Source organism: Bifidobacterium avesanii (genome assembly GCF_009299475.1).
In the GTDB taxonomy this organism is placed as follows: domain Bacteria; phylum Actinomycetota; class Actinomycetes; order Actinomycetales; family Bifidobacteriaceae; genus Bifidobacterium; species Bifidobacterium avesanii.
The window spans coordinates 67,741-90,993 of the sequence record NZ_WBSN01000001.1 but is presented as its reverse complement, the minus strand read 5'-3'; the positions used below and the strand labels follow the sequence as shown (position 1 = coordinate 90,993).

The 23,253-nt window shown below is 66.9% G+C and carries 22 protein-coding genes, 1 tRNA gene and 2 pseudogenes; 11 read left to right on the top strand and 14 right to left on the bottom strand.

Annotation, left to right across the window (positions count from 1 at the left end; all coding sequences use genetic code 11):
• Nucleotides 1-42: 42 nt before the first annotated feature.
• The 11 genes from rpe to DSM100685_RS00415 all read left to right on the top strand — a co-directional run bounded on the left by rpe (nucleotide 43) and on the right by DSM100685_RS00415 (nucleotide 6,826).
• Nucleotides 43-708 (top strand): ribulose-phosphate 3-epimerase, encoded by a 666-nt coding sequence (rpe, locus tag DSM100685_RS00465; RefSeq protein ID WP_152349411.1) that lies wholly within the window; start codon nucleotides 43-45, stop codon nucleotides 706-708.
• A 65-nt stretch (nucleotides 709-773) separates the two neighbouring features.
• Nucleotides 774-1,037 (top strand): phosphoribosyl-ATP diphosphatase, encoded by a 264-nt coding sequence (locus tag DSM100685_RS00460; RefSeq protein WP_152349410.1) that lies wholly within the window; start codon nucleotides 774-776, stop codon nucleotides 1,035-1,037.
• Nucleotides 1,038-1,081: 44 nt separating this feature from the next.
• The gene (gene hisG / locus DSM100685_RS00455) at nucleotides 1,082-1,933 is read left to right on the top strand and encodes an ATP phosphoribosyltransferase (protein ID WP_152349409.1); all 852 of its coding nucleotides are present in this window, start codon (nucleotides 1,082-1,084) and stop codon (nucleotides 1,931-1,933) included.
• Nucleotides 1,934-1,955: 22 nt separating this feature from the next.
• Complete coding sequence (locus DSM100685_RS00450; RefSeq protein ID WP_152349408.1) at nucleotides 1,956-2,603, top strand: CDP-alcohol phosphatidyltransferase family protein; 648 nt, start codon at nucleotides 1,956-1,958, stop codon at nucleotides 2,601-2,603.
• Nucleotides 2,600-3,550, top strand: coding sequence for a DUF881 domain-containing protein (locus DSM100685_RS00445; protein ID WP_152349407.1), 951 nt, complete (start codon nucleotides 2,600-2,602; stop codon nucleotides 3,548-3,550). The genes DSM100685_RS00450 and DSM100685_RS00445 overlap by 4 nt, the downstream gene beginning before the upstream one ends.
• Entirely contained in the window at nucleotides 3,551-3,883 is a 333-nt protein-coding gene (locus DSM100685_RS00440) for a small basic family protein (protein WP_152349406.1), read from the top strand. It begins immediately after the preceding gene.
• A 3-nt stretch (nucleotides 3,884-3,886) separates the two neighbouring features.
• Nucleotides 3,887-4,735 (top strand): DUF881 domain-containing protein, encoded by an 849-nt coding sequence (locus tag DSM100685_RS00435; RefSeq protein ID WP_152349405.1) that lies wholly within the window; start codon nucleotides 3,887-3,889, stop codon nucleotides 4,733-4,735.
• A 48-nt stretch (nucleotides 4,736-4,783) separates the two neighbouring features.
• Nucleotides 4,784-5,233, top strand: coding sequence for an FHA domain-containing protein (locus DSM100685_RS00430; protein WP_152349404.1), 450 nt, complete (start codon nucleotides 4,784-4,786; stop codon nucleotides 5,231-5,233).
• 14 nt (nucleotides 5,234-5,247) lie between these two features.
• Nucleotides 5,248-5,892 carry a MerR family transcriptional regulator gene (locus DSM100685_RS00425; protein ID WP_152349403.1) on the top strand — a complete coding sequence of 215 codons (645 nt, stop codon included), beginning with the start codon at nucleotides 5,248-5,250 and terminating at the stop codon, nucleotides 5,890-5,892.
• A gap of 146 nt (nucleotides 5,893-6,038) precedes the next feature.
• Entirely contained in the window at nucleotides 6,039-6,524 is a 486-nt protein-coding gene (locus tag DSM100685_RS00420; protein ID WP_152349402.1) for a hypothetical protein, read from the top strand.
• Nucleotides 6,525-6,604: 80 nt separating this feature from the next.
• Nucleotides 6,605-6,826 (top strand): hypothetical protein, encoded by a 222-nt coding sequence (locus tag DSM100685_RS00415; protein ID WP_152349401.1) that lies wholly within the window; start codon nucleotides 6,605-6,607, stop codon nucleotides 6,824-6,826.
• A 694-nt stretch (nucleotides 6,827-7,520) separates the two neighbouring features.
• On the opposite strand, the gene DSM100685_RS00410 is transcribed toward DSM100685_RS00415, so the two are convergent.
• From DSM100685_RS00410 to DSM100685_RS00350, 14 genes and pseudogenes are all read right to left on the bottom strand, one after another.
• Nucleotides 7,521-8,243: an HAD hydrolase-like protein gene (locus DSM100685_RS00410; RefSeq protein WP_152349400.1), complete on the bottom strand. Its 723-nt coding sequence runs from the start codon at nucleotides 8,241-8,243 to the stop codon at nucleotides 7,521-7,523.
• Nucleotides 8,244-8,384: 141 nt separating this feature from the next.
• Nucleotides 8,385-8,732: an RNA polymerase-binding protein RbpA gene (locus DSM100685_RS00405; RefSeq protein WP_152349399.1), complete on the bottom strand. Its 348-nt coding sequence runs from the start codon at nucleotides 8,730-8,732 to the stop codon at nucleotides 8,385-8,387.
• A gap of 134 nt (nucleotides 8,733-8,866) precedes the next feature.
• On the bottom strand, nucleotides 8,867-11,488 hold the full coding sequence (locus DSM100685_RS00400; RefSeq protein ID WP_152349398.1) for a DEAD/DEAH box helicase: 2,622 nt from the start codon (nucleotides 11,486-11,488) through the stop codon (nucleotides 8,867-8,869).
• 6 nt (nucleotides 11,489-11,494) lie between these two features.
• Nucleotides 11,495-11,803, bottom strand: coding sequence for a hypothetical protein (locus DSM100685_RS00395; RefSeq protein WP_152349397.1), 309 nt, complete (start codon nucleotides 11,801-11,803; stop codon nucleotides 11,495-11,497).
• An 11-nt stretch (nucleotides 11,804-11,814) separates the two neighbouring features.
• Nucleotides 11,815-12,867: pseudogene (locus DSM100685_RS11155) on the bottom strand (helix-turn-helix transcriptional regulator); the annotation flags it as partial.
• Between the two features lie 110 nt (nucleotides 12,868-12,977).
• Nucleotides 12,978-13,695, bottom strand: a pseudogene (locus DSM100685_RS11150) (helix-turn-helix transcriptional regulator); the annotation flags it as partial.
• 131 nt (nucleotides 13,696-13,826) lie between these two features.
• Nucleotides 13,827-15,263, bottom strand: a complete 1,437-nt coding sequence (locus tag DSM100685_RS00385; protein ID WP_152349395.1) for a UTP--glucose-1-phosphate uridylyltransferase — start codon at nucleotides 15,261-15,263, stop codon at nucleotides 13,827-13,829.
• A gap of 203 nt (nucleotides 15,264-15,466) precedes the next feature.
• Entirely contained in the window at nucleotides 15,467-16,984 is a 1,518-nt protein-coding gene (locus DSM100685_RS00380) for an amino acid permease (RefSeq protein ID WP_152349609.1), read from the bottom strand.
• Nucleotides 16,985-17,248: 264 nt separating this feature from the next.
• The gene (locus DSM100685_RS00375) at nucleotides 17,249-18,022 is read right to left on the bottom strand and encodes an EamA family transporter (protein WP_240811866.1); all 774 of its coding nucleotides are present in this window, start codon (nucleotides 18,020-18,022) and stop codon (nucleotides 17,249-17,251) included.
• Nucleotides 18,023-18,302: 280 nt separating this feature from the next.
• Nucleotides 18,303-18,379: transfer RNA gene (locus DSM100685_RS00370), tRNA-Pro, on the bottom strand.
• 141 nt (nucleotides 18,380-18,520) lie between these two features.
• Nucleotides 18,521-19,168, bottom strand: coding sequence for a hypothetical protein (locus DSM100685_RS00365; RefSeq protein ID WP_152349394.1), 648 nt, complete (start codon nucleotides 19,166-19,168; stop codon nucleotides 18,521-18,523).
• 218 nt (nucleotides 19,169-19,386) lie between these two features.
• Nucleotides 19,387-20,826 (bottom strand): ABC transporter permease, encoded by a 1,440-nt coding sequence (locus DSM100685_RS00360; RefSeq protein ID WP_152349393.1) that lies wholly within the window; start codon nucleotides 20,824-20,826, stop codon nucleotides 19,387-19,389.
• The gene (locus DSM100685_RS00355; RefSeq protein ID WP_152349392.1) at nucleotides 20,813-22,069 is read right to left on the bottom strand and encodes an ABC transporter permease; all 1,257 of its coding nucleotides are present in this window, start codon (nucleotides 22,067-22,069) and stop codon (nucleotides 20,813-20,815) included. Before DSM100685_RS00355 ends, DSM100685_RS00360 begins: the two co-directional genes overlap by 14 nt.
• A gap of 18 nt (nucleotides 22,070-22,087) precedes the next feature.
• The gene (locus DSM100685_RS00350; RefSeq protein WP_152349391.1) at nucleotides 22,088-23,062 is read right to left on the bottom strand and encodes an ABC transporter ATP-binding protein; all 975 of its coding nucleotides are present in this window, start codon (nucleotides 23,060-23,062) and stop codon (nucleotides 22,088-22,090) included.
• Nucleotides 23,063-23,253: the final 191 nt, after the last annotated feature.

Below are 23,253 nucleotides of genomic sequence, written 5' to 3'. Positions count from 1 at the left end.
GGGCCGGGCCCCGGTACCTACCCGACCATAGAATGAGGAGCCATGAGCATTCAAATCGCACCCAGCATCCTGTCCGCCGACTTCTGCAACCTTGAGCGCGACCTCAAGGCCATCTCCAACGCGGATCTGGTCCACGTGGACGTGATGGACCACCACTTCGTGCCGAACCTCACGCTCGGCGAGCCGATCGTCAAGCGCATCTGCGAGGTCACCGACCTGCCCGTGGACGTGCACCTCATGATCGAGGATCCGGACCGCTGGGCCCCCGAGTTCGCCAAGTGCGGCGCGCAGTCCGTCACCTTCCACATGGGCGCCACGCACGCCCCGGTGCGTCTGGCCCGCCAGCTGCGCGACATGGGCGTCAAGGCGTGCTTCGCCGTGCGCCCCGCCGAGCCGGTCGAGCCGCTGTTCGACATCCTCGACGAGTTCGACATGGTCCTCGTCATGACCGTCGAGCCCGGCTTCGGCGGCCAGAAGTTCCTCGGCAACCAGATGAACAAGGTCCGCCGCCTCAGGGACGAGATCACCCGCCGCGGCCTGGACGTGAGGATTCAGGTGGACGGCGGCGTGAGCCCCAAGACCGCGCACATCGTGGCCGAGGCCGGCGCCGACGTGCTCGTGGCCGGTTCCGCCGTCTACGGCGCCGAGAACCCCGCCGAGGCGATCGACCAGATCCGCGCGCAGGCCGAGGCCGCGTTCCGTGCCTGAGCCGCGCACGGCCCGCGCCCGCGCCAGAACCGCAAGACACCACAACAGAAAGCAGAAGCAATCCCATGAAGACGTTTGAGTCGCTGTACGCCGAACTGAGCGAAAAGGCCGAGACCCGCCCCGAAGGCTCCCTGACCGTCGAGGAGCTCGACAAGGGCACGCATTTCATCGGCAAGAAGATCGTCGAGGAGGCGGGGGAGACCTGGATCGCCTCCGAATACGAGGGCAACGAGCGCATGGCCGAGGAGATGAGCCAGCTGCTCTACCACGTGCAGGTCATGATGATCAAGCACGGCATCAAGCTCGAGGACGTGTACAAGTACCTGTGACGGCCGCCGCACCGTGCGGCCGCACCAAAGGAAGGGGTTTCACCATGCTTCGCATCGCAGTGCCCAACAAGGGCATGCTGTCGCAGCCGGCCTGGGACATGCTGTCCGAGGCGGGCTACCGTCTGCGCACCAACCCGCGCCAGCTCGTGGTGCAGGATCCGGACAACGACATCGAGCTGTTCTACCTGCGTCCGCTGGACATCGCCGTGTACGTCGGCACCGGCACGATCGACGTGGGCATCACCGGCGAGGACCTGCTCAAGAACTCCGGCACCCCGGCGCTCGAGCACATGCCGCTCGGCTTCGGCGCGTCCACGTTCCGCTTCGCCGCGCCGAACGACTCGCCCATCAGCCGCCTCGAGGACATCGAGGGCAAGCGCGTGGCCACCACCTTCGACAAGCTCGTGCACGACTACCTCACCGAGCACGGCATCAACGCGCAGACCATCCACCTGGACGGCGCCGTCGAATCCTCCGTGCAGCTGGGCGTGGCGGACCTCATCGCCGACGTGGTCTCCACCGGCACCACCCTGAGGAACGCGGGCCTGCGCATCTTCGCCGACCCGCTCATGCACTCCGAGGCGTGCCTCATCCGCTCGCCCCGCCTCGCCGAGGACGACCCGCGCCTGACGGTCCTGTCCCGCCGCCTCAAGGGCGTGCTCACCGCGCACCAGTACGTGCTCATGGACTACGACATCCCGGTGGACAAGGTCTCCGCCGCCGTGGCCGTGACCCCCGGCTTCGAAAGCCCGACGATCTCCCCGCTGCACGACAAGCAGTGGGCCGCCGTGCGCGTCATGGTGCCGCGCAGGAAGGTCAACCAGCTCATGGACGATCTGTACGAGGTCGGCGCGCGCGGCATCATCGTCACGGCGCTGCAGGCTTCGCGTATCTGAGCGCGGGACGCGGAAAGAGGGAATGCGATTGGCGGCACATCAGACGGACGCGGCGTACAGCCCGGAGGCGCGCGACCTCATCTGGACCGTGCCGAACGCGATCAGCTTGCTGCGCATCATCTCGATCCCGGTGTTCGCGGTGCTGGTCGCGCGGCGCGAGATGGTCTGGGCGCTCGTCGTCCTGGCCATCAGCGCTCTGTCCGACGGCCTTGACGGCACGTTGGCGCGCAAGTTCAACCAAGTGAGCAAGATCGGGCAGATCCTCGACCCCGTCGCGGACCGCCTGCTCATCTTCTGTTCGGTGGTGGCGCTCGGCGTGGCCGGCATCATCCCGTGGTGGGTGCTCATCATCGTGGGCGCGCGCGACCTCGTCATGGCCATCGAGATCCTCATGCTCGCCCAGCACGACTACGGCCCGCTGCCCGTGCACTTCGTGGGCAAGGCCGGCACCGCCATGCTCATGATGACCATCCCGACGTTCATCATCGCGGAGATGTGGGCCGGCCCGTTCACGCTCGCCCTGCACCTGATCTGCATGGCCGGCATGATCTGGGGCGTCGTGCTCTACTGGATGGCGGGCGTCCTGTACCTCAGGCAGGGGTGGGACCTCATCCACGCGGAACGCGCCGCGCGGCAAGCCCAACCGGCCCGCTCCCGGGACGGACGATGAGCGCCGAGGAGACGCCCGCGCCGGTGTCCGTGCCCGTGCCGGCGGACGCCACGCCGGTGAGGCGCCGCGCGACGTTCTCCGAGGGCGCGCTGCGACTGTCCCGCCGCCACGCCGAGAACTCGCTGGGCATCCGCACGCAGAACTCCACCCGCCGCAGGCTCGCGGACGAGTCGCTGCGCCTCATCGACGACCTGACCAACCGGCCCATGGACTCCCTGTACGCCGACTCCCTGCTCGACCAGCGCCACCGGTCAGCCTTCTCCATATGGGCGACGCGCGTGGTGGTCTTCCTCATCTGCGTGGTCGTGGGCGTCAGCGGCTCCGTGGTGGTGCAGCGCCTTCACGCCGACCCGCGCAAGCAGCAGCGCGACTGGTACGTCAGCCGCATCGAGGAGGCCTCGGACCAGTCCGACCAGCTCACCAAGGAGCTCAACGACCTGCGCGGTCAGATCACCGCGCTGAGCGACCAGGTGGGCGCCAACGCGGCCGACGACCAGCTCACGCGGGACGAAATGGTGATCGGCGGCGTGGCGGTCGAGGGGCCGGGCGTCCAGATCACCATCACCAACCCGCTGTCCGCGTCCTCCGACGACGGCTCGCAGGTGCGCACGGTGACCGACGGCGACCTGCAGTGGTACGTGTCCCAGCTGTGGGGCGCGGGCGCGGAGGCCATCGCCGTCAACGGCAACCGGCTCGGCGTGCAGTCCTCGATCCGCAAGGCCGGCCAGACCATCCTCGTGGACCTGACGAAGATCGAAAGCCCGTACGTCATCCAGGCGATCGGCGACGGCGCCAAGCTCAAGGCCGCCGTGACGGCCACCGGGGCCGGCGGCAACAACGAGCAGCTGGAAAACGCGGGCATCCATCCGCAGGTGTCCACGCAAAAGACCATTACACTGGAAGCGGCGGAATCGAAGAACCTCTCGTATGCAAGGAGCGTCGAATAAATGGCAGCGGTTCTAGGGCTCATCATCGGCGTGGTGACCGGCATCTTCCTGCAGCCGGACATTCCCATCGTGCTGCAGCCGTACCTGCCCATCATGGTCGTCGCCGCCCTCGACGCGCTGCTCGGCGCCGCCCGCGCCTACTTCGAGCGCAGCTTCTCGGACAAGGTGTTCGTCATCTCGTTCTTCTCCAACGTGATCACCGCCACGCTGCTCGTATTCCTCGGCAACCAGCTCGGCGTGGGCTCCCAGCTCACCACCGCCGTGATCGTGGTCATGGGCATCCGCATCTTCTCCAACGTGTCCGCCATCCGGCGCTTCATCTTCAGGGGCTGACGCATGGCGGGACGCAACGAACACGAACACGCTCGGGACGAGCGCCGCAGGGACCCGCAGTCCACGCTGAGGCACCAGCGCCGCCGCGACAAGGTCAACGACGACACCGCCACCGGATCCTTCCCCGTGGTGCGCCGCAAGCCCGCGAGCCGCAACCTCGACCGCAACGCCACGCGCAGCCGCATGGTCACCAGCGCGCTCGTCATGGTGCTGTGCGCGCTGCTGGGCTACGGCTACATGGTCCAGGCGCACAACACGCAGTCGTCGTACGAGTCGATGACCGAGGACGAGCTGCGCCGCCTGTTCACCGAGACCAGCTCGCAGGTCAGCAAGCTCGAGGATCGCAAGACGCAGCTCACCGAGCAGCTCAACTCCATCAAATCCGCCGTGGACAAGCAGGAGCAGGCCCGGCTCATCGCCCAGCAGAACGAGCAGACCAGCGGCATTCTGTCCGGCCGCCTTCCCGCGCAGGGCAAGGGCGTGACCATCACCATCGCCGAGAGGGCCGGCAAGCCCATCGACGCGGCCACCATGTTCCACCTCATCGAGGAGCTGCGCAACGCCGGCGCCGAGGTCATCGAATTCGCCGGCGTGCGCGTCATCACGTCCACGTCCATCCAGCGCGTGAACGGCAACCTCGTGTGCGACGGTGTCACGCTGACCAGCCCGTACGTGGTCAAGGCGATCGGCGACCCGTCCACGCTGCAGGGCGCGGTGGACATCGCCGGGGGAGTGGGCTCCGACCTGAAGCTCGACTTCGGCGCGGGGGTCGCCGTGCAGCAGGTGGACAACGTGGTGATCGAAACCGTGCGTCAGCCGCAGACCAACAAATACGCGAAGACGGTGGAATGACGGGCCGAATGCGCCCATATTGCGCCGAATGCTTGTAGAATGGCAATTATGACTGATCCGATCCCTACCGCAGGCGAAACCACCATCATCGGTTTGCCCGCAATCACCATCCCGATTACCACCACCGCCGACCGTCCGCTCACGCAGGAGGATCTCGACACGATCGCCCGTCTGGCCGACGGCACGGCGCTGCTCATCTCCACGCGCGGCGCGGTGACCGGTTCCCGCTACCTGCTCGACGAGGACGAGGTGAGCGTGGGCCGCGATCCGAGCGCGGACATTCTGCTCGATGACTCCACCGTGTCCCGCGCGCACGCCGTGTTCCGCCGCATCAACGGGGTGTACCACGTGGTGGACGCCGGCAGCCTCAACGGCACGTACGTGAACCGCCAGCGCCGCGACGACGCCGAACTGCACAACGGCGACGAGATCCAGATCGGCAAGTTCCGCCTCGTGTTCTTCACCAAGTCCGCGGTCATCCGCGAGCCGAGGGCCTGAAGCGGGGGAGTGCGATGGTCGAGCTCACGCTGCACCGGGGGACGGACGCGCATACCGCGGACATGGTGCAGGGCGAGCTCTTCGCCACCGCCGACGAGGAGCAGTTCCGGCGCGGCTACCGGGGGACGGTCGCGTCGAAGGTCGCCGGCATCACCTACCGGCAGCTCGACTATTGGGCGCGCAAGCGGATCGTCGAGCCATCCATCAAATCCTCGCACGGATCCGGTTCGCGCCGCCTGTATTCCTTCAAGGACGTGGTGATCCTCGCCGTGTCCAAACGTCTGCTTGACGCCGGAGTCAACCTGCAGAACGTCACCGCGGCCATCGGATTCCTCACGCAGCGCACGAGCAAGCAGCTCGAGAACATCACCATCATGTGCGACGGCGACGAAGTCCACGAATGCACCACCAACGAACAGGTCATCGCCTTGGTGCGCAGCGGCAGGGCCGTCTTCGGCGTGTCGGTGGGCTCGCTGTGGCATCAGATCGACGAGGCCCTGGAGCATGAGGACTACGTGGACCTCACCAATATGCCAGTGGACGTCGGTTCCGGTGCCCGAGGACTCGGACGGCCCATCGACGACCTGACCGCCGCGCGTCTGCGCATGCAGCTCGAGGCACGAAAAGCCGAACGCGCCCGCGAGGCGGAGAACGGCTGACCCCATTTGACGGATGCGCGACGGGCGGTGCATGCTTGCCTTGGAAAGGCCGGTGAATCAGGACCATGAAAAAGACCTCGTTATTCTCATCCCGTCTGGGATGGTTGGGCATCGTATGGATCATCGCCGCCCTATGTGCTTTCGGCGTGATGGCCTTGAACGGGTCCGCCACGCACACGCCCGGTCCCGAGGCGCCCGTAGCCGCGCTCAGACTCTACTGGGGCACGGTCGGGCTTGGCGCCATCCTCCTGCTGGGCATCCCCATCTGGTTGCTGTTGGCCGACCGGCATAGCCGGATCATCGCCGCGGTCGTCTGCGCCATCGGCGGACTGGCACTCATCATCTACGGCGCCCAGTGCGTCGGCCGGTGGAACGAGGACCGGCGGGAGGGACCGCAGGACGCGACCGCCACCGTCCTCGACGTCCGGGAGAAGGAATACCGGGACGACGACAACTGGGTCACGGACGTGGATTGGATCCTCACCGTCCGCCTGCCCGACGGATCGACGCACGACTGGACGTTGGAGGACAAGCCGGACCCGCCGATCGTGGACGGCGACACCGTGGACGTCACCTACTGGCGGCGCACCGGCATCCTTACGTCGATCAGCCATACGCCGGACGGCATGTAACCCGTCGTGTACGATCGTACATGATGCCGGATGCATGAGCGTGGAACTCCAGCCGCATTCCCGGCGGAAGGATCCGCATCATGATCACGCTCACCGCCGCCATCACCGGATGCGCCTATCCGGCCGCCGACGTGCACGACCTCAAACGCATGCTCGACAGCATGCTCCACCGCATCGAAACCGCGGAGGGAAACCGTACCATCGGCGACGTCATCGACAGCCTGGGACAGTCTGGGCGGCAGTCGAACACGGACTGCCCATCGGCGGGAAGGAACGCCTCCTTGGCATCCGTCTCGACTTGACCGCATTCCGCGCATGCGCGGGCTCAATGTGGAGAGGCGACGGTCCATAGCATGTTCGATACGGTCGTCCGCCCATTATCCGCGCATACTGCCGGGACCCGTTGGGCTCATTGCGTTTCCCCGGAATTCCAATGAAAGTGAGGAGCGAACAAAAACACGTTCTGACATAACGTACATTATCGGTTTATTGGATCGGTTTCCCGAACGCTCCAACGTGCATCCCGAAAACGTAATTTGGAACATCAAAACTCAGATTGAAACATTTGACCACACATCGGCTAGCCGACGATTCTGCCAACACAGCAATCGTTCCAAGCTGCGCCGTACCTGCAAGTTGGAACAATTGCCTGAAAACCGACGCGTGACCAAGCCTGAATATGGCTTGTTTGTTCCAACCTGTTGCCGTCGCGGCGCAGCTTGGAACGAATGACCGCGAATCGACGCGCAACCGGGCCCAGATACAGGTTGATCGGTCCAACCTGGACCGCGGCGGCAACAGATTGGACCGAATGACCGAAAATTGACGCGCAAACGGGGCCAAATATGACGTGATCGGTCCAACCTGCGGATTTGCCGCCGCAGGTTGGACCGATCACGCGTGTTGCGCTGAAATTGTTTGCGATGCAGATTGCGCCGATTGCACCGATTGCGCTCGGTCGGCGCGAAAGACGTACGCGAAGATGAGGAGGTTCGATCAGTGCGAGGCGAAGTACCGGTTGACGGCGTCCTCGATCTGGTCGACGCGCTCGATGATCTCGTAGGCGCCGTGTTCCTCCATCTCGCCGGTCGGCGCGTAACCCCAGCGGCATCCGATGGTGTCGACGCCGCATGCGCGGGCGCCGTCGATGTCCGTGTAGCGGTCGCCGACCATGAGCGCCCTGTCGCCGGCGGACGGGTCGAATCCGATGCGCTCGAAGCAATACCGGATGACCTGGTCCTTGTCGAGGCGCGAATTGTCGGTGCTGGCGCCGTAGATGCCGTCGAGCAGACCGGTCAGGTGGAAATGCTCGCAGATCGGCACGCACTGGAATTCGGGCTTGCAGCTGGCCAGTGCGAGATAATAGCCGTCGGCGCGCAGGCGCCTGAGCTGTTCGGGAATGCCCGGGAACACCACGTTGACGAGCTGGCCGGGCACTTTGGCGCCGGGCTCGTTCGGATCGTCGAATGCGGGACGCTCGTTGTAGTAGCTGCGGTAGATGGCGATCGCGCGGTCCATCTCCCCCGCCGGCACATGGTTGCGCGCCAGCGATTCGCTGATGGCCGGTCCGATGAACCGGTGCAGTTCGGCGTCGTCGGGCACGGGACGGCCGAGCTCCTCGAAGGTCTTGACGACGCTCTGGATGATGCCGCCGTCGGATTTGGTGAGCGTGCCGTCCAGATCAAGCAGGACGACGTTCCTGGGATGCTGCTGGGCCATGGGTTTCTCTCTCCGTTGCCGCGTGTGCGTGATTGGCTTGCGTAAATTGGCTTGCGTGTGAAGTCCGGATAACATTATGCCCGGCCGTCATGACCGGGCATAATCAGTGCGCGGAAAACCGCCGGGCGTCACGCGCGCAAGTCACTCGTAATCCGGGATCCAGCCGTCGCGGTGCATCTGCAGACGCTTGTCGAGCAGGGCCTGCAGCTCCTCGACGCTGCGGCGCTCGAGCAGCATGTCCCAGTGCGTGCGCGTCGGCTTGGCGATTTCGTCCGCCTCGGCGTCCTGATCGCCCTCGCGGTGCGCGATGGTGCCGCAGCGGCACTCCCACTCGTCCGGGATCTCGGCGCCCTCCGCGAACGGCAGGATGGTGCGATGGCCCTTCGGGCACACGTACGCCACGTCGTTCCTCGCCGCGAAATCCACGTTGTCATCGGACTCGAGCGACTTCGCGCCGATGCTCATTCCCCTCAGGGAGCGTTCCGCCATGTTGCCTCCTTCAAAACAGCCTTATCAAGGGTACATAACCGTTGGGACGACGGGATTATTCCCGTTCCGCGCGATTTCGCCGCGAGCATTGCCGCGAGGACATTGCCGTAAGCGTATGCCGCGACGGGCCCGCGTCAGTCGATGCCGGAGTACGCCACGATGCCGCGGTTGATCGCCTCGTACGCCTGACGTGCGGTGCGCGCGAGCTTTTCGCCGCGATCGCCCAGGAACACGCCGGTCTGCGCGACCTGCTGGAGCACGTCCGCGAGCCGCTTGGCGTTGCGCACGAAGTCGCCGCCCGTGAGATCCACGTCGCGCAGCACGTCGGACAGGTCGTGCTCGCTGGCCCACGCGTAGATCACGTCGCAGATGCCGAAGTCCAGCTTGGGCGGGTCGTCCAGGCCGTTGTCCTCGCACATGAACGCGATCTGGGAACGCAGCTTGGTCAGGGCCCGTGCGGCGTTGATGACCGCGCCCTTGGCCCCGCCGGGGTAGTGCCGCGGCTCGCCGCCCTCTCCCCTGCGCGCCTCGTAGACGATGCCGGACAGCACGGACGCCAGCGCCTCGGGGTTCAAGTCGTCGAGCACGCCGGCCTCCAGCGCCTCGGCGAGCACCAGATCCTGCTCGCTGTAGATGCGCCGCAGCAGCTGGCCGCGTTCGGTGAGCCGGTAGTCGGTGCGCGTGCCGGAGAACGGGTCGGTTTCGTCGTGGCGTTCCAGATAGCCGAGCTGGCTGAGCAGCTGGCAAATGCGGTCGAACTGCCGGGCCACGGATCCGGTGCGCGATTCGTAGCGGTTGTTCACGCGTTCGAGCTCGCGCATCTCGCGCGCCCAGCGGTGCCCCCACTTGAGGTGCTGCGCCAAATCCGGGCAGTCGCGGCACGGATGCTCCTGCTCGCGCCGCTTGAGGTCCGCGATGCGCCGGTCGAGGCTGCGCCATGCCGCCTTGCGCTCCGCCTCGGAGGCGAAGACCGCGTGCTTGAGCTGGCGGCGCTCTCCCTTCTGCAGGTCGGAGAGCCTCATGCGGATGGTCATGAACTCCTTGAAGTCGCCGTGCTGGCACGCGAACGCCTGCTCGTAGCCGTCGATCGCGCGATGCAGCAGGCCGATCTGCTCCTCGAGCTGCGTGGCGGACTCGTTGGCCTCCCACTGGGCGAACGAATGGTCGAGCGTGACGCGCGCGGTGGCGTAGTCGCTGGCGTTGAGCAGGTTGACGGCCATGTTGAACGTGGGCCGGAAGCTCGAATGCAGCGGGTAGACGCGCTTGCTGGACAGCGCGGCGGCGGTCTGCGGCAGGAAGCCGGCGTGGTCCACCACGATGGCGTGGCCGATCGGGTCGATGCCTCGGCGGCCCGCGCGTCCCGTGAGTTGGGTGAACTCCCCCGGCGTCAGGCTCACGTGCCCGGTGCCGTTGTATTTCTCGAGCTTCTCCACGACCACGCAGCGGGCCGGCATGTTGATGCCCAGCGCCAGCGTCTCCGTGGCGAACACCATCTTGACCAGACCCTCCTCGAACAGGCGTTCGACGATCTGGCGGAACAGGGCGATCATGCCGGCGTGGTGCGCGGCGAAGCCCTCCTCGAGCGCGAAGCGGAACTGGCTGAATCTGAGGGTTTTCAGATCCGCGTTGGACAGCTGCCCGTCGATCATCTCGTCCACGATGCGGCGGATGCGCACGGCCTCCTCGTCGTCGGTGAGCTCCAGACCCGCGTTGATGCACTGGTCCACGGCCTGATCGCAGCCGTTGCGCGAGAAGATGAAGTAGATGCCCGGCAGCATGCCGAGGTAGTTGAGCTCGTCGACCACGGCCCAGCGGCGCGGCGTGTGGCGCATCGGCTTGCCGTCGCGCCCGGAGACGCGCTCCCGGCCCACCTTCTTGGACTCGTGCGCGTGCCGTCCCGCCCCGGCCCGACGCGCGGCCTGACGGTCCAGCTGGCTCATGCGCAGCACGAGCTCCTGATTGAGCTGCGTGGTCTGCTCGCCGTCGGCGCCGCGCCGGTACAGGTCGATCACCTCCGGCTCGGTGCGGTCGTCCGCCTGCACGAGCACATGCTGCTCGAGCGGCACGGGACGGCGTTCGGAGACGACCAGCTTGGTTTCGCCGCGCACCGAGGCGATCCACGCCGAGAAGTCCTCCACGTTGGACACGGTGGCGGACAGGCCCACGACCTTCACGCTTTGCGGCAGGTGGATGATGACCTCCTCCCACACGGGCCCGCGGAACCGGTCGGCCAGATAGTGCACCTCGTCGAGGATCACGTAGCGCAGCGCGTTCAGCGTGGTCGAACGCTCGTAGAGCATGTTGCGCAGCACCTCGGTGGTCATCACCACGATGTCCGCCTCGGAGTTGATCGAATTGTCGCCGGTGAGCAGTCCCACGCGGTCCTCGCCGTACACGGCGACGAGGTCGTGGTACTTCTGGTTGCTCAGCGCCTTGATGGGCGTGGTGTAGAACGCCTTGACGTTGCGCTCCTGCGCGAGGAACACGGCGAAGTCGGCGATGACGGTCTTGCCGGCACCGGTGGGGGCTGCGACGAGCACGTTGCTGTCGGCCTCCAGCGCGTCGATGGCCTCCTTCTGGAAGTCGTCCAGCGGGAAGCTCAGCGTGCGCTCGAAGCGCGCCGCGGCCGTGGACTCGCGGGCCTGACGGGATTTGAAGGCGGCGTAGCGAGCGGCCGGCGACTGGTTCGAGGCGTTGCGGTTCACGGCCGTCGCGGCCGCGTCGGCCCGGTTCTTGCGGTGGTGATGTGCTGGCATGGTCCCTTACTCCGCCCAGCGCCTCCAGACGTCGGCGCGGCGGTCCTCCTTCTTGGCGCGGCGGCGCAGCACCTCGGCATGCGCGGCCACGTAACGGTCATACGGCTTGTTCAGCGGCTCGACGAACGGCGGCGCCTGCTCCTGACGCGGCTGTGGCCGCTGCTCCCCCATGGCGGCGAGCGGGGCGGAGACCTTCTCCCCCACGCCCGCGACGGCATGCAGCGCGGCGACGGCCCGCAGACCCGCGTACACGACGCCGGCGATGAGCATGACGAGCATGAACAGGACGAGCAGCAGCCAGATCCACCACGGCATGGCGGGCCTCCCTAGGCCTCGTCCTTCGCGCCGAGGCTCAGTTCGCGTTCGGCGCGGGCGACGATCATGGAGCGCAGCGTGGCGGGCGCCACGGCGACGATGTGGCGGGCGTGCGCGATGCAGAACGCCACGAACCACGAGTCGGACGAGACGGTCACGCTCACCTTTTCGCCGGTGCCGTACGGCTCCACGCTGGCGCCGGGCAGGTTCTTGATGAACGGCAGGTCCGGCTGGTCGGTGATGAACGCCGCGTCGGTGCCGTTGTCGAGGCTCCACTTGCGCAGCTTGCCCACCGGCACGTCCGGCACGTCGACCGGGTGCTCGGGCTTGACGATGTCCGCGTGCTCCACGCGCGACAGGCGCAGCACCTGCCAGTGCTTGCTCTCCGCGCCCGCGGACGCCTGATCGGTCGCGATGCGCTTCTTGGCGTCCACCGCGGTCCACACGGCCACGTAGTAGAGGCCCTCGTCCACGAAGATCTTCGCCGGGGCGACGAGCTTGCGACGCGTGCGTCCGGCGCCGTCCGTGTATTCCATGTCGATCAGGTCGCCGTCGTTGATGGCGCGGCGCACGACCGTGAAGCTGTTCGGCTCGAGTTCGTAGCCCGTCAGGCTCAGCCACGGGGTCTCGCCGGCCTTGACGTGCGGGCGCAGACGCTGGTAGAGCGACTGGGCCTGGGCGCGCGACTGCTCGGGCAGCAGCGGCGAATGCGCGAGGTAGCTCACCGACGCGGTCAGCAGGCTCAGGTACTGCGGGGAGATGCCCGCGAGGCGCTCCAGACCGAGCGAGTTCGTGGCGGAGACGATGCCCTCCGCGTCCAGCAGGGACCAGTCGATGTCGAAGAACTGGCTGCCGGCCATCTCGCCGTCGTCGGAGACGGTCGTGAGCGTGTTGATGTCCTTGTGGATCACCGCGACGGACTTCTTGAGCTCGTCCTCGGTGCGCGCGCGGCCGATGAAGCGCTCGGCCAGCTCCGCCAGCGAGTACTCCTCCCCCAGATGCGCGGACAGGAACAGCATGAGGCGCAGGCGGCGGTCCACCTCGGAGCCGGTCTGGAACGACCCGGACTTCTTGTGGGGCTTCGCATGCTCCTGCTCGGCCGGCTCCTGCCTGACCAGCGGCTGGGAGACGACCGTGGCGGCCGACTCGCCCTTGGCCGCGTCCGTGAGCTCCCGGAACGCCACGGCCGCGTTGAGGCGGCGGTGGAAGGCTTCGACGGCCTCCTTGGGGCTGATGATGGACGCGCCCGGGTGCTCGAGCACGTACATGGCCAGATCGTCCGTGTCGCGGTAGGCGACGTTGATGTGCTCGCCGTCCACGTCCACGGTGGCGGCGAAGCGTCGGGAGTCGACGACCTTCATGAGCTGGGCCGGAATGGTCTGCGTGCCCAGCCCCGGCGCGATGGAGTCGAGGCCAAGGCCCGGAATGGGGGTCTGCGGCACGCGCGGGGCCGTGCGGGACGTCTGCTGGTGCTCCTCCTCCGAGGCCTGCGACATGGAGATGGAGCGCGCCAGATAGTTGGCGGCGGCGAGCACCGGCAGGTCCTCCTGCTCGAAGTGCAGGCGGACGCGCGGCTCGTCGCCGAGCTGCAGGCGGTAGGACGCGAAGTCCTGACCCTCGGATTTCGAGGAGTATTCGGGCTGGCGCGATTCGATGGCGATGCCCATGGCGGCCAGCTTGGCGCGGTCGCGCTGGAACTGCTTGGCGAACGCGGCCTTGGCGGCCTGATCGGCGAGCTCGCCGTACGAATCGGCGTACGCCTTCACGCGCTGTGCGATCTGACGGGACGTGAGCCACTGCGGGAAGGCCGATGACAATACGGCGAGCACGTCCAATTCGTGCTTTCCCCACTTGTCGGAGAAACGCCGCCTGCCATTCGTACCCTCTGCCATTAGTCCTCACGTCTCGTTAGCATGTCGTTCAACTGTGCGTTGCCGCACACTTCACCCTATTGTAAGGGCATTTCGCGCGAATTACGTCCTTTTCCTCAAAATACCGAGGGTTTCTTGTACGGCTGAACGCGTCAGACCACCCAGTCGTCCGGCTCGACGCCCTGAGGGCCAACGAATTCGCCGTTCGGCACGTAGGACGGCTCACCGGTGTCCTCGAGGACCGCGCTGGAGAACAGTTTCACATTCTGGCCGAACGTCCAGTCGCCGCGGATGGTCACCGACTTGGCGGCGGCCAGCGACGGCACGTTGTACGGGAAGCGCTCGTTGAAGTCGTTGATGTTCTTGTAGTAGCGGGGGTCGAGGTCCACGTTCGGGAAGATGTAGTTGCCGTCCTCCATCTCGTAGGAGTCCGTCAGGTGGAAGCGGTCGGAGCGCATGAGGAACAGGTCGTTCGTGGTCTTCACCGGCAGGAAGCGCATGCGGTCCACCTGCACGCAGGTCGCGCCCTCGAACAGGCCGATCGCCGCGCCCATGGCGGTCTCCAGCTGGATGACCTTGGTGGTCGTGGGGTCGGTCGGGTCCACGGTCTTCTTGTTGCGGATCACCGGCAGCGGCAGCACGCCGTTGCATTCGGCGAGCTTGGCCTTGAGGGCGTCCACGCGGATCCAGATCGAGTTGGTGTTGAAGTACGGGTGCTTGGCGATGTTCTGCGCGTCGGCCTTGTCGTCGTCGTGCACCTGGCTCATCTCGCGCAGCATGAGGTTGCCGGTCTTGCGGTCGCGCACGATGTGCCCGCCCTTGCGGTCGGCCTCGGTGCGCACGGCCACCTCGGCCATGAACGGGGCGCCGGTGTTCTCGAAGTACTGGGCCAGGGTGCGCGACGGGCGCGCGCCGAGGTTGTCGGAGTTGGAGATGAACAGGTACTTGTAGCCGCGCTCCTCGAGGCGGTCGAGCAGGCCGGACTCCCAGATGGTGGAGTACAGGTCGCCGTGCCCCGGCGGGCACCACTCGAGCTCCGGGTCGGCCGGGAAGGAGACCGGCTCGCCGGTGGCGGCGTCGATCTTCGGCTCGGTGTGCTGGATGATCTCCACCGGGATGCCCTCCTGGTGGAACTTGCGGTTGTGCTTGACCAGCTTCATGGAGTCCTCCGAGGTGCGGAAGGAGTTCATGAGGGTCAGGGGCAGCTCCACGCCGAGGCGCGTGCGCGCGGTGATCACCTGTCCGAGGATGATGTCGAGGAAGCGCATCGGCTTGGCCTTGTGGCGGCGCACGGGCAGCAGCGACTTGGCGCAGTGCAGGCCCATGGAGGTGCCGAGGCCGCCGTTGAGCTTGAGGAACGCGGTCTTGGCGAATGCGTCCACGGCCTTGTCGTGGTCGATGGTCTTGTAGACGTCGTGGAAGCTCGGCACGTCGGTGAGCGGCTCGACGTCCGCCTCGCGGATCCAGCTCGACGCCTCCTCGTTCTGCCAGACGCGGTAGAGATGCTCGAATTGCGCGATGGACACTTCGCTCATGCCGTGCTCGCGCATCTTGCGCGCGGACGACTCGAACGGATCGTTGGCGGTCATACAGCCCCTTTCTTGTTGTTCTGCAATGGTCCCCAGTGTACCCGCGTGGGGGTGGACCCCCTTGCCGCTCCTCGAAGAAAACGTGAACGCAGGATGAAAAATGCCTCCGAATCGGCCGGAAAGTCCGTTCGGAGGCATGAGATTCACACGATCGCACCGAATCGAACGCCTCGGGTGTGCGCTATTGTGCGATCATGGCGCGATCATGATGCGATCGCGCCGGTCTGCGGCGTGTCGAGCTCGCCGGTGCCCAGGCGCGCGTGACGGTAGCCGTAGCCGAAGTACACCGCGAAGCCGATGACGAGCCACACTACGAAGCGGATCCACGTGAGCACGCTCAGGTTGAGCATGAGCCACAGGTTGGCGGCGGCGATGAGGATCGGTACCCACGGGTTGCCGGGCATCTTGAACGCGCGCGGCAGCTCCGGGCGCTTGGCGCGCATGATCGGCACGGAGATCGCCACGAGCGTGAACGCGGATAGCGTGCCGATGTTCACCATGTCCGAGAGCACGCCGATGTCGAAGCAGGCGGCCACGAGGGCCACCACCACGCCGACCGCGATCTGCAGGGTCGCCGGGGTGCCGTGGCGGCCGGTCTTCGACAGACCCCTCGGCAGCAGGCCGTCGCGGCTCATGGCGAACACCACGCGCGTGAGTCCCAGCAGCAGCACCATCACCACGGTCGCAAGCCCCAGCACGATGCCGAAGCTGATGATCTTCGCGGCCCAGTTGGCGCCCACGAGCTCGAACGCGGTGGCCAGCGACGGGCTGTCCTGCGCGGCGAGGTCCTTGTACGAGACCATGCCGGTGGTCACGATGGCCACGAGCATGTACATGACGATGATGAGGGCCATGCCCACGCCGATGCCGAGCGGCACGTTGCGCTTCGGGTTGACGGTCTCCTCGGAGGCGGTGGCCACCACGTCGAAGCCGATGAACGCGAAGAACACGAGCGCCGCGCCGGACAGGATGCCGGGCACGCCGTACACGGTCGGGGTCATGCCGGTCATGAACTGCCACAGCGGCTGGGTCATCTCGTTGGTGACCGCGGAGGTGGCGCCCGACACGGCGGACGCGGGCTCGCTCGGCGGGATGAACGGCGTGTAGTTGGAGGCCTTCACGTAGAAGAAGCCGACGATCACCACGAAGAACACGATGGCGATCTTGAGCACCGTCATGGCGCCGTCCACGCGCGCGCCGATCTTGGTGCCGAACACGAGCAGCGTGGTGAAGAACGCCACGATGATGATGGGCGCCACGTCGATGTGGAACGCGCCGAACGTGAGGTTGGTGTTGGCGTTCCAGCCCATGAGGCGCATGAAGTCGTTGAGGTACACGCCCCAGTACTTGGAGATCACCGAGCCGGCCATGAGCATCTCGAGGATGAGGTCCCAGCCGATGACCCATGCCATGATCTCGCCCACCGTGGTGTACGTGAACGTGTACGCGGAGCCGGCCACCGGGATCATCGAGGCGAACTCGGCGTAGCACATCACGGCGGCGCCGCACACCACGCCGGCGATGAGGAAGCTGATGATCACGGCCGGGCCCGCGTGGTAGGCGGCGGCCTGCGCGCCCACGGAGAAGATGCCCGCGCCCACGGCCACCGCCACGCCCATGATGGACAGGTCCCACCAAGTGAGGTTGCGCTTGAGCGAGCGGCCCTCCTCCCCCGTCTCGGCGATGGTCTGCTCGACCGATTTGGTGCGGAATATGTGCATGGACATGCTGCGCTGCCCCTTTCCTTGCGTCTCTCCGTTGCGGCTTGCGCCGGCCGTTGCATGCCGTCGCGCTCCCGGTCCGGGCTTTCCGGTCCCCGGGATTTCCGGGGCCGCGGGTTCTCCGGTATGGCTTCCGTTAGACCATAGACCGCGAATATTACGCCACGCCAGCCGTGCGGGGCAAGCATCCGGTCTGGCATGTGGGCGAAATGACGGTCGGAGCGGGTCGAGCGTGGCGTTTCGCCCGTGATGTTCGGTGTCCGTTTAATGACCGTCGTCGCCTCCGGACGCCCACACGAGCAGGGCGCCGGCGAGGGAGACGACGATGACGCCGAGTATGGCCATCACGGTGATGGTCTGGCGCAGGATCAGCGCCGCGATGACCACGCTCATGGCCGGATCGATGGAGAACAGCGTGCCGACCACGCGCGCCGACGTGATGCGTCCGGACAGCGTGTCCATCGTGTAGGGAATCGCCACGCCCAGCACGGCCGACGCGGCAATGACGCCCCATTGCGCGGGCGTCGCATGCGTGGCGTGACTGGCGGATATGGGCAATGTGGCAATCGCCGCGACCGTGACCGACAGGGCGAGCCCGTCCAATCCGGCGCCCGCCTTGCCGACTCGGTCCGCAAACAGCGTGTACAGGCCGAAGCAGCAGGCCGAGCCCAACGCGAACAGATATCCCGCCGGGGTGAAATAGCCGCCCGGCGTGAACGAGATCAATCCCACGCCCGCCAGCGCGACCAGCGCGCACAGTCCCTCACGCCAGTGATGCGAACCGGCCAGCGCCACCACGCACGGGCCGAGGAACTCCAAGGTGACGGCCACTCCCATCGGGATGCGGTCGATGGCCGAGTACAGGCAGATGTTCATCGCCGCCATCGCAAGCCCGTAGACCACGATACCCAGCCATTCGCCCTTCGGTCGGCCGTCCAGCTTGGGCCGGATGAGCGCGAGCATGACGACCGCGGCGACGAGCATGCGCATCGAGCTGACCGGAATCGGTCCCAACGCGCCGAACAGAGACGCCGACAAAGACGATGATGTCTGAATGCCCAATGATCCGACCGCCACCATGCCGGCCGCAGCCAGCACCCGCCCGCGTTCCGAACTTGGCGCGTGAAAAACCGACGACGACGCGAACATGCGAATCCCCCTCCCACAGGCTCCCCGCGGAGCCGTGAACTGGGTGCAATCCTACATGCCGCGCGTTACGCTGCGGAGCGAAGACCGCCGCCATGTTTATTCATGTTTACCGGCGAGCCGTTTGTCGGATATAACAAAACCCCGGAATCGTTGAGATTCCGGGGTTTGATGGTCGGGCCAGCGGGATTTGAACCCGCGACCCCTTGACCCCCAGTCAAGTGCGCTACCAAACTGCGCTATGGCCCGATCGTCGCCCGATTGCTCGGGACAACGAGTAGATAACCTACCACAGCGCGTCGGGAATGCCAATCCCCCGCGTGTCGTTGGCGGGGCGTCGAACTGCGGCCATCAACCGAGGCCATCGGCCGGCGCCGTGGTTCGCCGTCATCACTGCGGCTGGTGGAAGCGCGTGCCGTCGTGCACCAGATCGTAGGGCACGTTGACGTACGGGCCGCCGCTCATGGAGATGAGGCGGTCGTACTGGAGATCGGCCGGGTCCTCGTCGGCGAACCCCATGGACACGCCGGCGGGGAACAGGGCGTAGACGTTGACGGTGCCGTGGATGGTGGGCTCGAGGTCGAGCACGTAGGAGCCGGGTGCATACGGCGTGGAGGCGGATCCGGCGGGAATGGTGCCCAGCGGCGCCCTGTCGGCGGTCAGGTCGGTCATGGCATAGACGGTGCCGTCCTCGATCCGCACTGAGCAGTCGGCGTTGAGGGTCAGCCCGCTCGCGCCCATGCTCGGCGAGAGGTACCTGCCCTGCCATGCGGCGCATGGTCCGCCCGAGGGTTGCGACGTGGACGGTGCCGGCGCCGGCGTGGTTTGCTTGTCGAGCGCGTCCGTGGCGGTGGCCCCGGGCGTCGCCGTGCTTGATGAGGGAGCCGGTGCCGTGGCCGTCGGCTCGGCGGCGGTCGGCCCGTCAGTGCTTGGCCCGGCGGTGGGTTCCCCCGAGCAGGCCGCGATCCCGAACAGATAGGCGAGGCATGTCATGGCCGCAAGGGCCCGGATTGGCGTGAATCCATATCGGCGCTTCATTGCGCGGCCCTCCTTCCGAAGGAATTCGGTCATACCAGTGTACTCCGGTGCGCATCCCGCCGTGCCCGAACGCAACATGACGAACTTGTGATTGTGCGCTTCCTGCGAGCCCGAAAACCCAGCCGGACCCGTCCACGCGGCGCATAATCACAAGTTTGTCATGTCGGCGTCGGTGCGGTGAAGCTGCGGACGATGGACGATGCAGCCGATCAGGACGGTCAGCCCGCCACGGTCGCCACGGCCGCGGCCGGCCTCGACCTGCGCATCCGTCCCGCGGCCAGACCCACGCTGACGAACGCGACGGCGAACAGGGCGACCAAGCCGAGCGCGCCGAGCCATCCGACGGCGGATGCGCCGGTCGCCGCCGCGGAGCCGATGCCGAGGGCGTTGTCGATCGCCGTGCAGTACCACCAGCCGGGCAGCACCTTGGCGAGCGTGAGCATCGGGGCGGGCATGATGTCCAGCGGGACGGAGATGCCCGAGGTGAACAGGATGACCAGGCCGACGATGTTGGCGAATCCGTTGGCGGCGGTCTCCGAGGCGCCGAACTCGCTGAGCATGAAGCCGCAGGCCACGGTCATGAGCGCGTACACGCACGTCGAACAGAACGTCATCGCCATGCCGGCCGCGTTCAGGCGCCCGGCGTCGAGTCCCGCGGCCAGCGTGAGCGCGACCGCCACCGCGAAGTACCCGGCGCAGACGGCCAGCGCGAATCCGCACAGCGTGGCGACGCGCTGCAGGCCCATGGCGGATGCGCGCCGGGGCGAGACGGTGAGGCGGCGGCGCACCTCGCCCGCGGTGAACGCGCCCAGAATGATCGACGTGCAGACGCTCATGGCGAGGAACAGCGGGTACAGCGCGGTCTTCATCGTGCCGCCGAAGCCGTCCGCGACCACCTCCGCGGACGCGGCCCCGGCCGCCGAAGCCGCGGAGGAGACGTCCTCGACGGCGACCTCGTGGTTGACGTCCCCGTCGTGCGCGGCGTCGACGGTCCTGCCGACGGCCTTGGCGAGATCGTCGAGGCTCGGGGCGCGCACGGCGTCCTTCGGCATCGCGGCCAGCGCGTCTCCGGACGGCTCCTCGGGAACCCGGTCCGTCGCGGCGTCCGGATCGTCCAGACCCGCGCGGATGCCGTCGATGACCTGCTCGGGAACGTCCACCTCGACGAGCGAGCCGACCAACGCCGTGCGCGTGAGCGTGAGGAACCCGTTGACGGCCATGCCGGCCATCGACCCCGCCCCGGACGTGTAGCTCGTGACGGTCTCCACGCTCGGCGCGGCGCCCTCGTCGCCGGACTCCGCCGCGTCAAGCAGCCCCTGCGCGAACCCGTCCGGGATGATGACGATGAGGTCCGCCCAGTTCGAGGCGACGGCCTGCTGCAGCGTCTCCGGCTCATCCGGCAGGTCCGTCAGGTCGCTGGACGGGGACAGGTAGTCGCGCAGTCCGCTTGCGACGCCTCCGCGGTTCGCGTCCCGGTCCACCACGGCCACGGTCGGCCTTTCCGGCTCGTACGTCGTGGACACGGAGGCGGACGAGGCGCTCGCGGACAGCATCGACCAGCTCATGGAGAACATGAGGATGCCGATGAGCAGCAGGTAGATGATGAGATACAGCCGGTGCGCGGCCAGAACGCGCAGGGTGGCCTTACAGGTGTTCATAGCGTTGCCTCCTGAGCAGAGCGACCCCGCCCGCGAGGAACAGCGCGCTCATGGCGAGCAGCGTGACGCAGGTGCGGACGAAGGGGCCGTAGCCGTCGTAGTACATGAGCGAGTAGAACAGGTTGACGACCTGCTGCGCCGGATTGATCAGGCCGAGCGCCGGCGCGTTGCGGGCGATCCAGTCGCTCAGCTGCATGGCGAATCCGCCGTACAGACCGGTGAACAGGGACAGCGCGCAGCTGATGGCGCTGGTCAGCGCGGTTTTGGCGTCGGCCGAGAGCTTCGGGATCGCGCCGAGCAGGGTGCCCGCCGAATTGGCCATGAACGATGCCACCGCCACGGCGAGCACGGCCTGTGGCTCGTGGCCTCCGATCCCGACGCCGCAGACGTACCGGATGTAGGCCAGCGCGATGAGCAGCGCGGCGAAGGAGCACAGCCAGCAGGCCAGGAATCCCGCCAGCAGCTGGCTCGACCGTCTCAGCGGCGCGACCGTGCGGCGTATGCCCAGCGCGGACAGGTTCGCCTGCGTCGCGTTGACCGCGCCGACCGCGTAGCTCATCGCCATCAGGCAGTTCATGGCGAGCAGGGCATAGAAGTACCGTGCCGTGGCGTCGGGCTTCGCGTTCGTGAGCGAGACCTCGCGGGTCATGGGCGTGCCGGCGGACCCGACCGCGTTCCAGAACGAGCGGCTCAGCGCGGCTTGCGGGTTGTCCGCGAGGGTCCGCCGGGCGACGGCGTCGGCGCGGTTGTACAGGTCGGTCACCGTGTTGAGCGCGGCCACGGAAACGCCGAGACCGGGGTCGCTCGTGGAGCCGGCGGCGATCGCGGAGACGGCCGCGCGGCTCAGGGTGATCGCGAGCCGTCCGCCGTCGTCCGCGGTCAGATAGCCCTTCGCCGTGCCGTCGGCGAGCAGTTTGCGCGCATCCTCGGGGGAATCGGCCTCGGTGACGGTCAGCAGCGTTTGGCCGGTTGCCCCGGTTGTTCCGGTTGTTTCGACGATTGCCTCGGAATCGGAGGCCTTGCCGGCCAAGGCGTCGACGAAGGCCCGCGTGACGGGCGCCTTGTTCCAGTTCGCGTCCGCCACGACGACCATGGGCACGGGCCGAGTTTCGTAGCCGTCGGAAAGACCGCCGAGCATGCCGTTGAACATGGTCGCCAGCACGATCGGGAACAGCAGCATCCAGAACAGCGCGGTCCGGTTGCGCAGGCTCACCTTGAGCGAGATGAGGAATGTGGTCCACATGTCGTCCGTCCTTCCCGGTCAGTCCCGGAGCGCCTTGCCGGTGAGTTCCAGGAACACGTCGTTGAGGGTGGGCGGCCGGCTCGTGAGGTGCCCCACGTTCGCGCGCGCCTCGCGCAGGGCGGTCAGCAGGTCCACGAGGTTGTGGTCGCCGCGCCGGCAGCGCACGTCGAGCTCGCGGCCGTCGTATGCGGCCTCGATCACGAACGGGAGCGTCCGGATGCGGTCAAGCGCCGGGTCGGGCAGATCGAGCGTCTCCACGCTGATCCGCTCCCCCATGTCGATCATGCCCTTGAGCTCGTCGGCGGTGCCGAGAGCCAGATGGCGGCCGTGGTCCATGATGAGGATGCGGTCGCAGATCTGCTCGACCTCCTCCATGTAGTGGCTCGTGTAGACCACCGTCGCGCCGGCCCTGTTGAGGCGTTCGATGCCCTCGAGGATCGCGTTGCGGCTCTGCGGGTCCACGGCCACGGTCGGCTCGTCGAAGAAGATGAGATCCGGCTTGTGCGCGATGCCGCAGGCGATGTTGAGGCGCCGCAGCAGGCCGCCGGACAGCTTGCCCGGGCGGAACTTGCGGAATCCCCGCAGGTCCACGAAGTCGATCGCCTCCTCGACGAGCGGCGCCCGGTCCGCCCTGCGCGGCACGTACAGCGAGCAGAAGTAGTCGATGTTCTCCTCCACCGTGAGTTCCTTGAACACCGCCACGTTCTGCGGCACGACGCCGATGCGCCGCTTGAGCGCGTAGCTCGTGGGCGTCATCGGCTCGCCGAACACGCGGATCGTGCCCGCGTCGTAGGCGAGCAGGGCGAGGATGCAGTTGATGGCCGTGGTCTTGCCCGATCCGTTGGGGCCGAGCAGGCCGAAGATCTCCCCCGCATGCACGTCGAGGTCGAAGTAGTCCAGCGCCACCAGATCGCCGTAGCGCTTGACGAGCCCGCTCACCTTCACGGCCTCGGCCGGCGTGGTCGCCGCCGTTGTTGCTGCGTTGCCGTTCATGGTCGCTCCCCTTTCCTCCTTCGCGGATGCTCTTCCTGTGCGGATGCATCGCTTCGGATGGTTCCATCATCCGGTTTCCCGCCGCCGCGCGCCACCGGCAAATGTCACGACCCGGCCGCGCGGACGATGACATTTGTCACGATCGCCGTGGCCGTGATCGTCCGATGCCGCCGCCGTCTGCGATAGGCTGG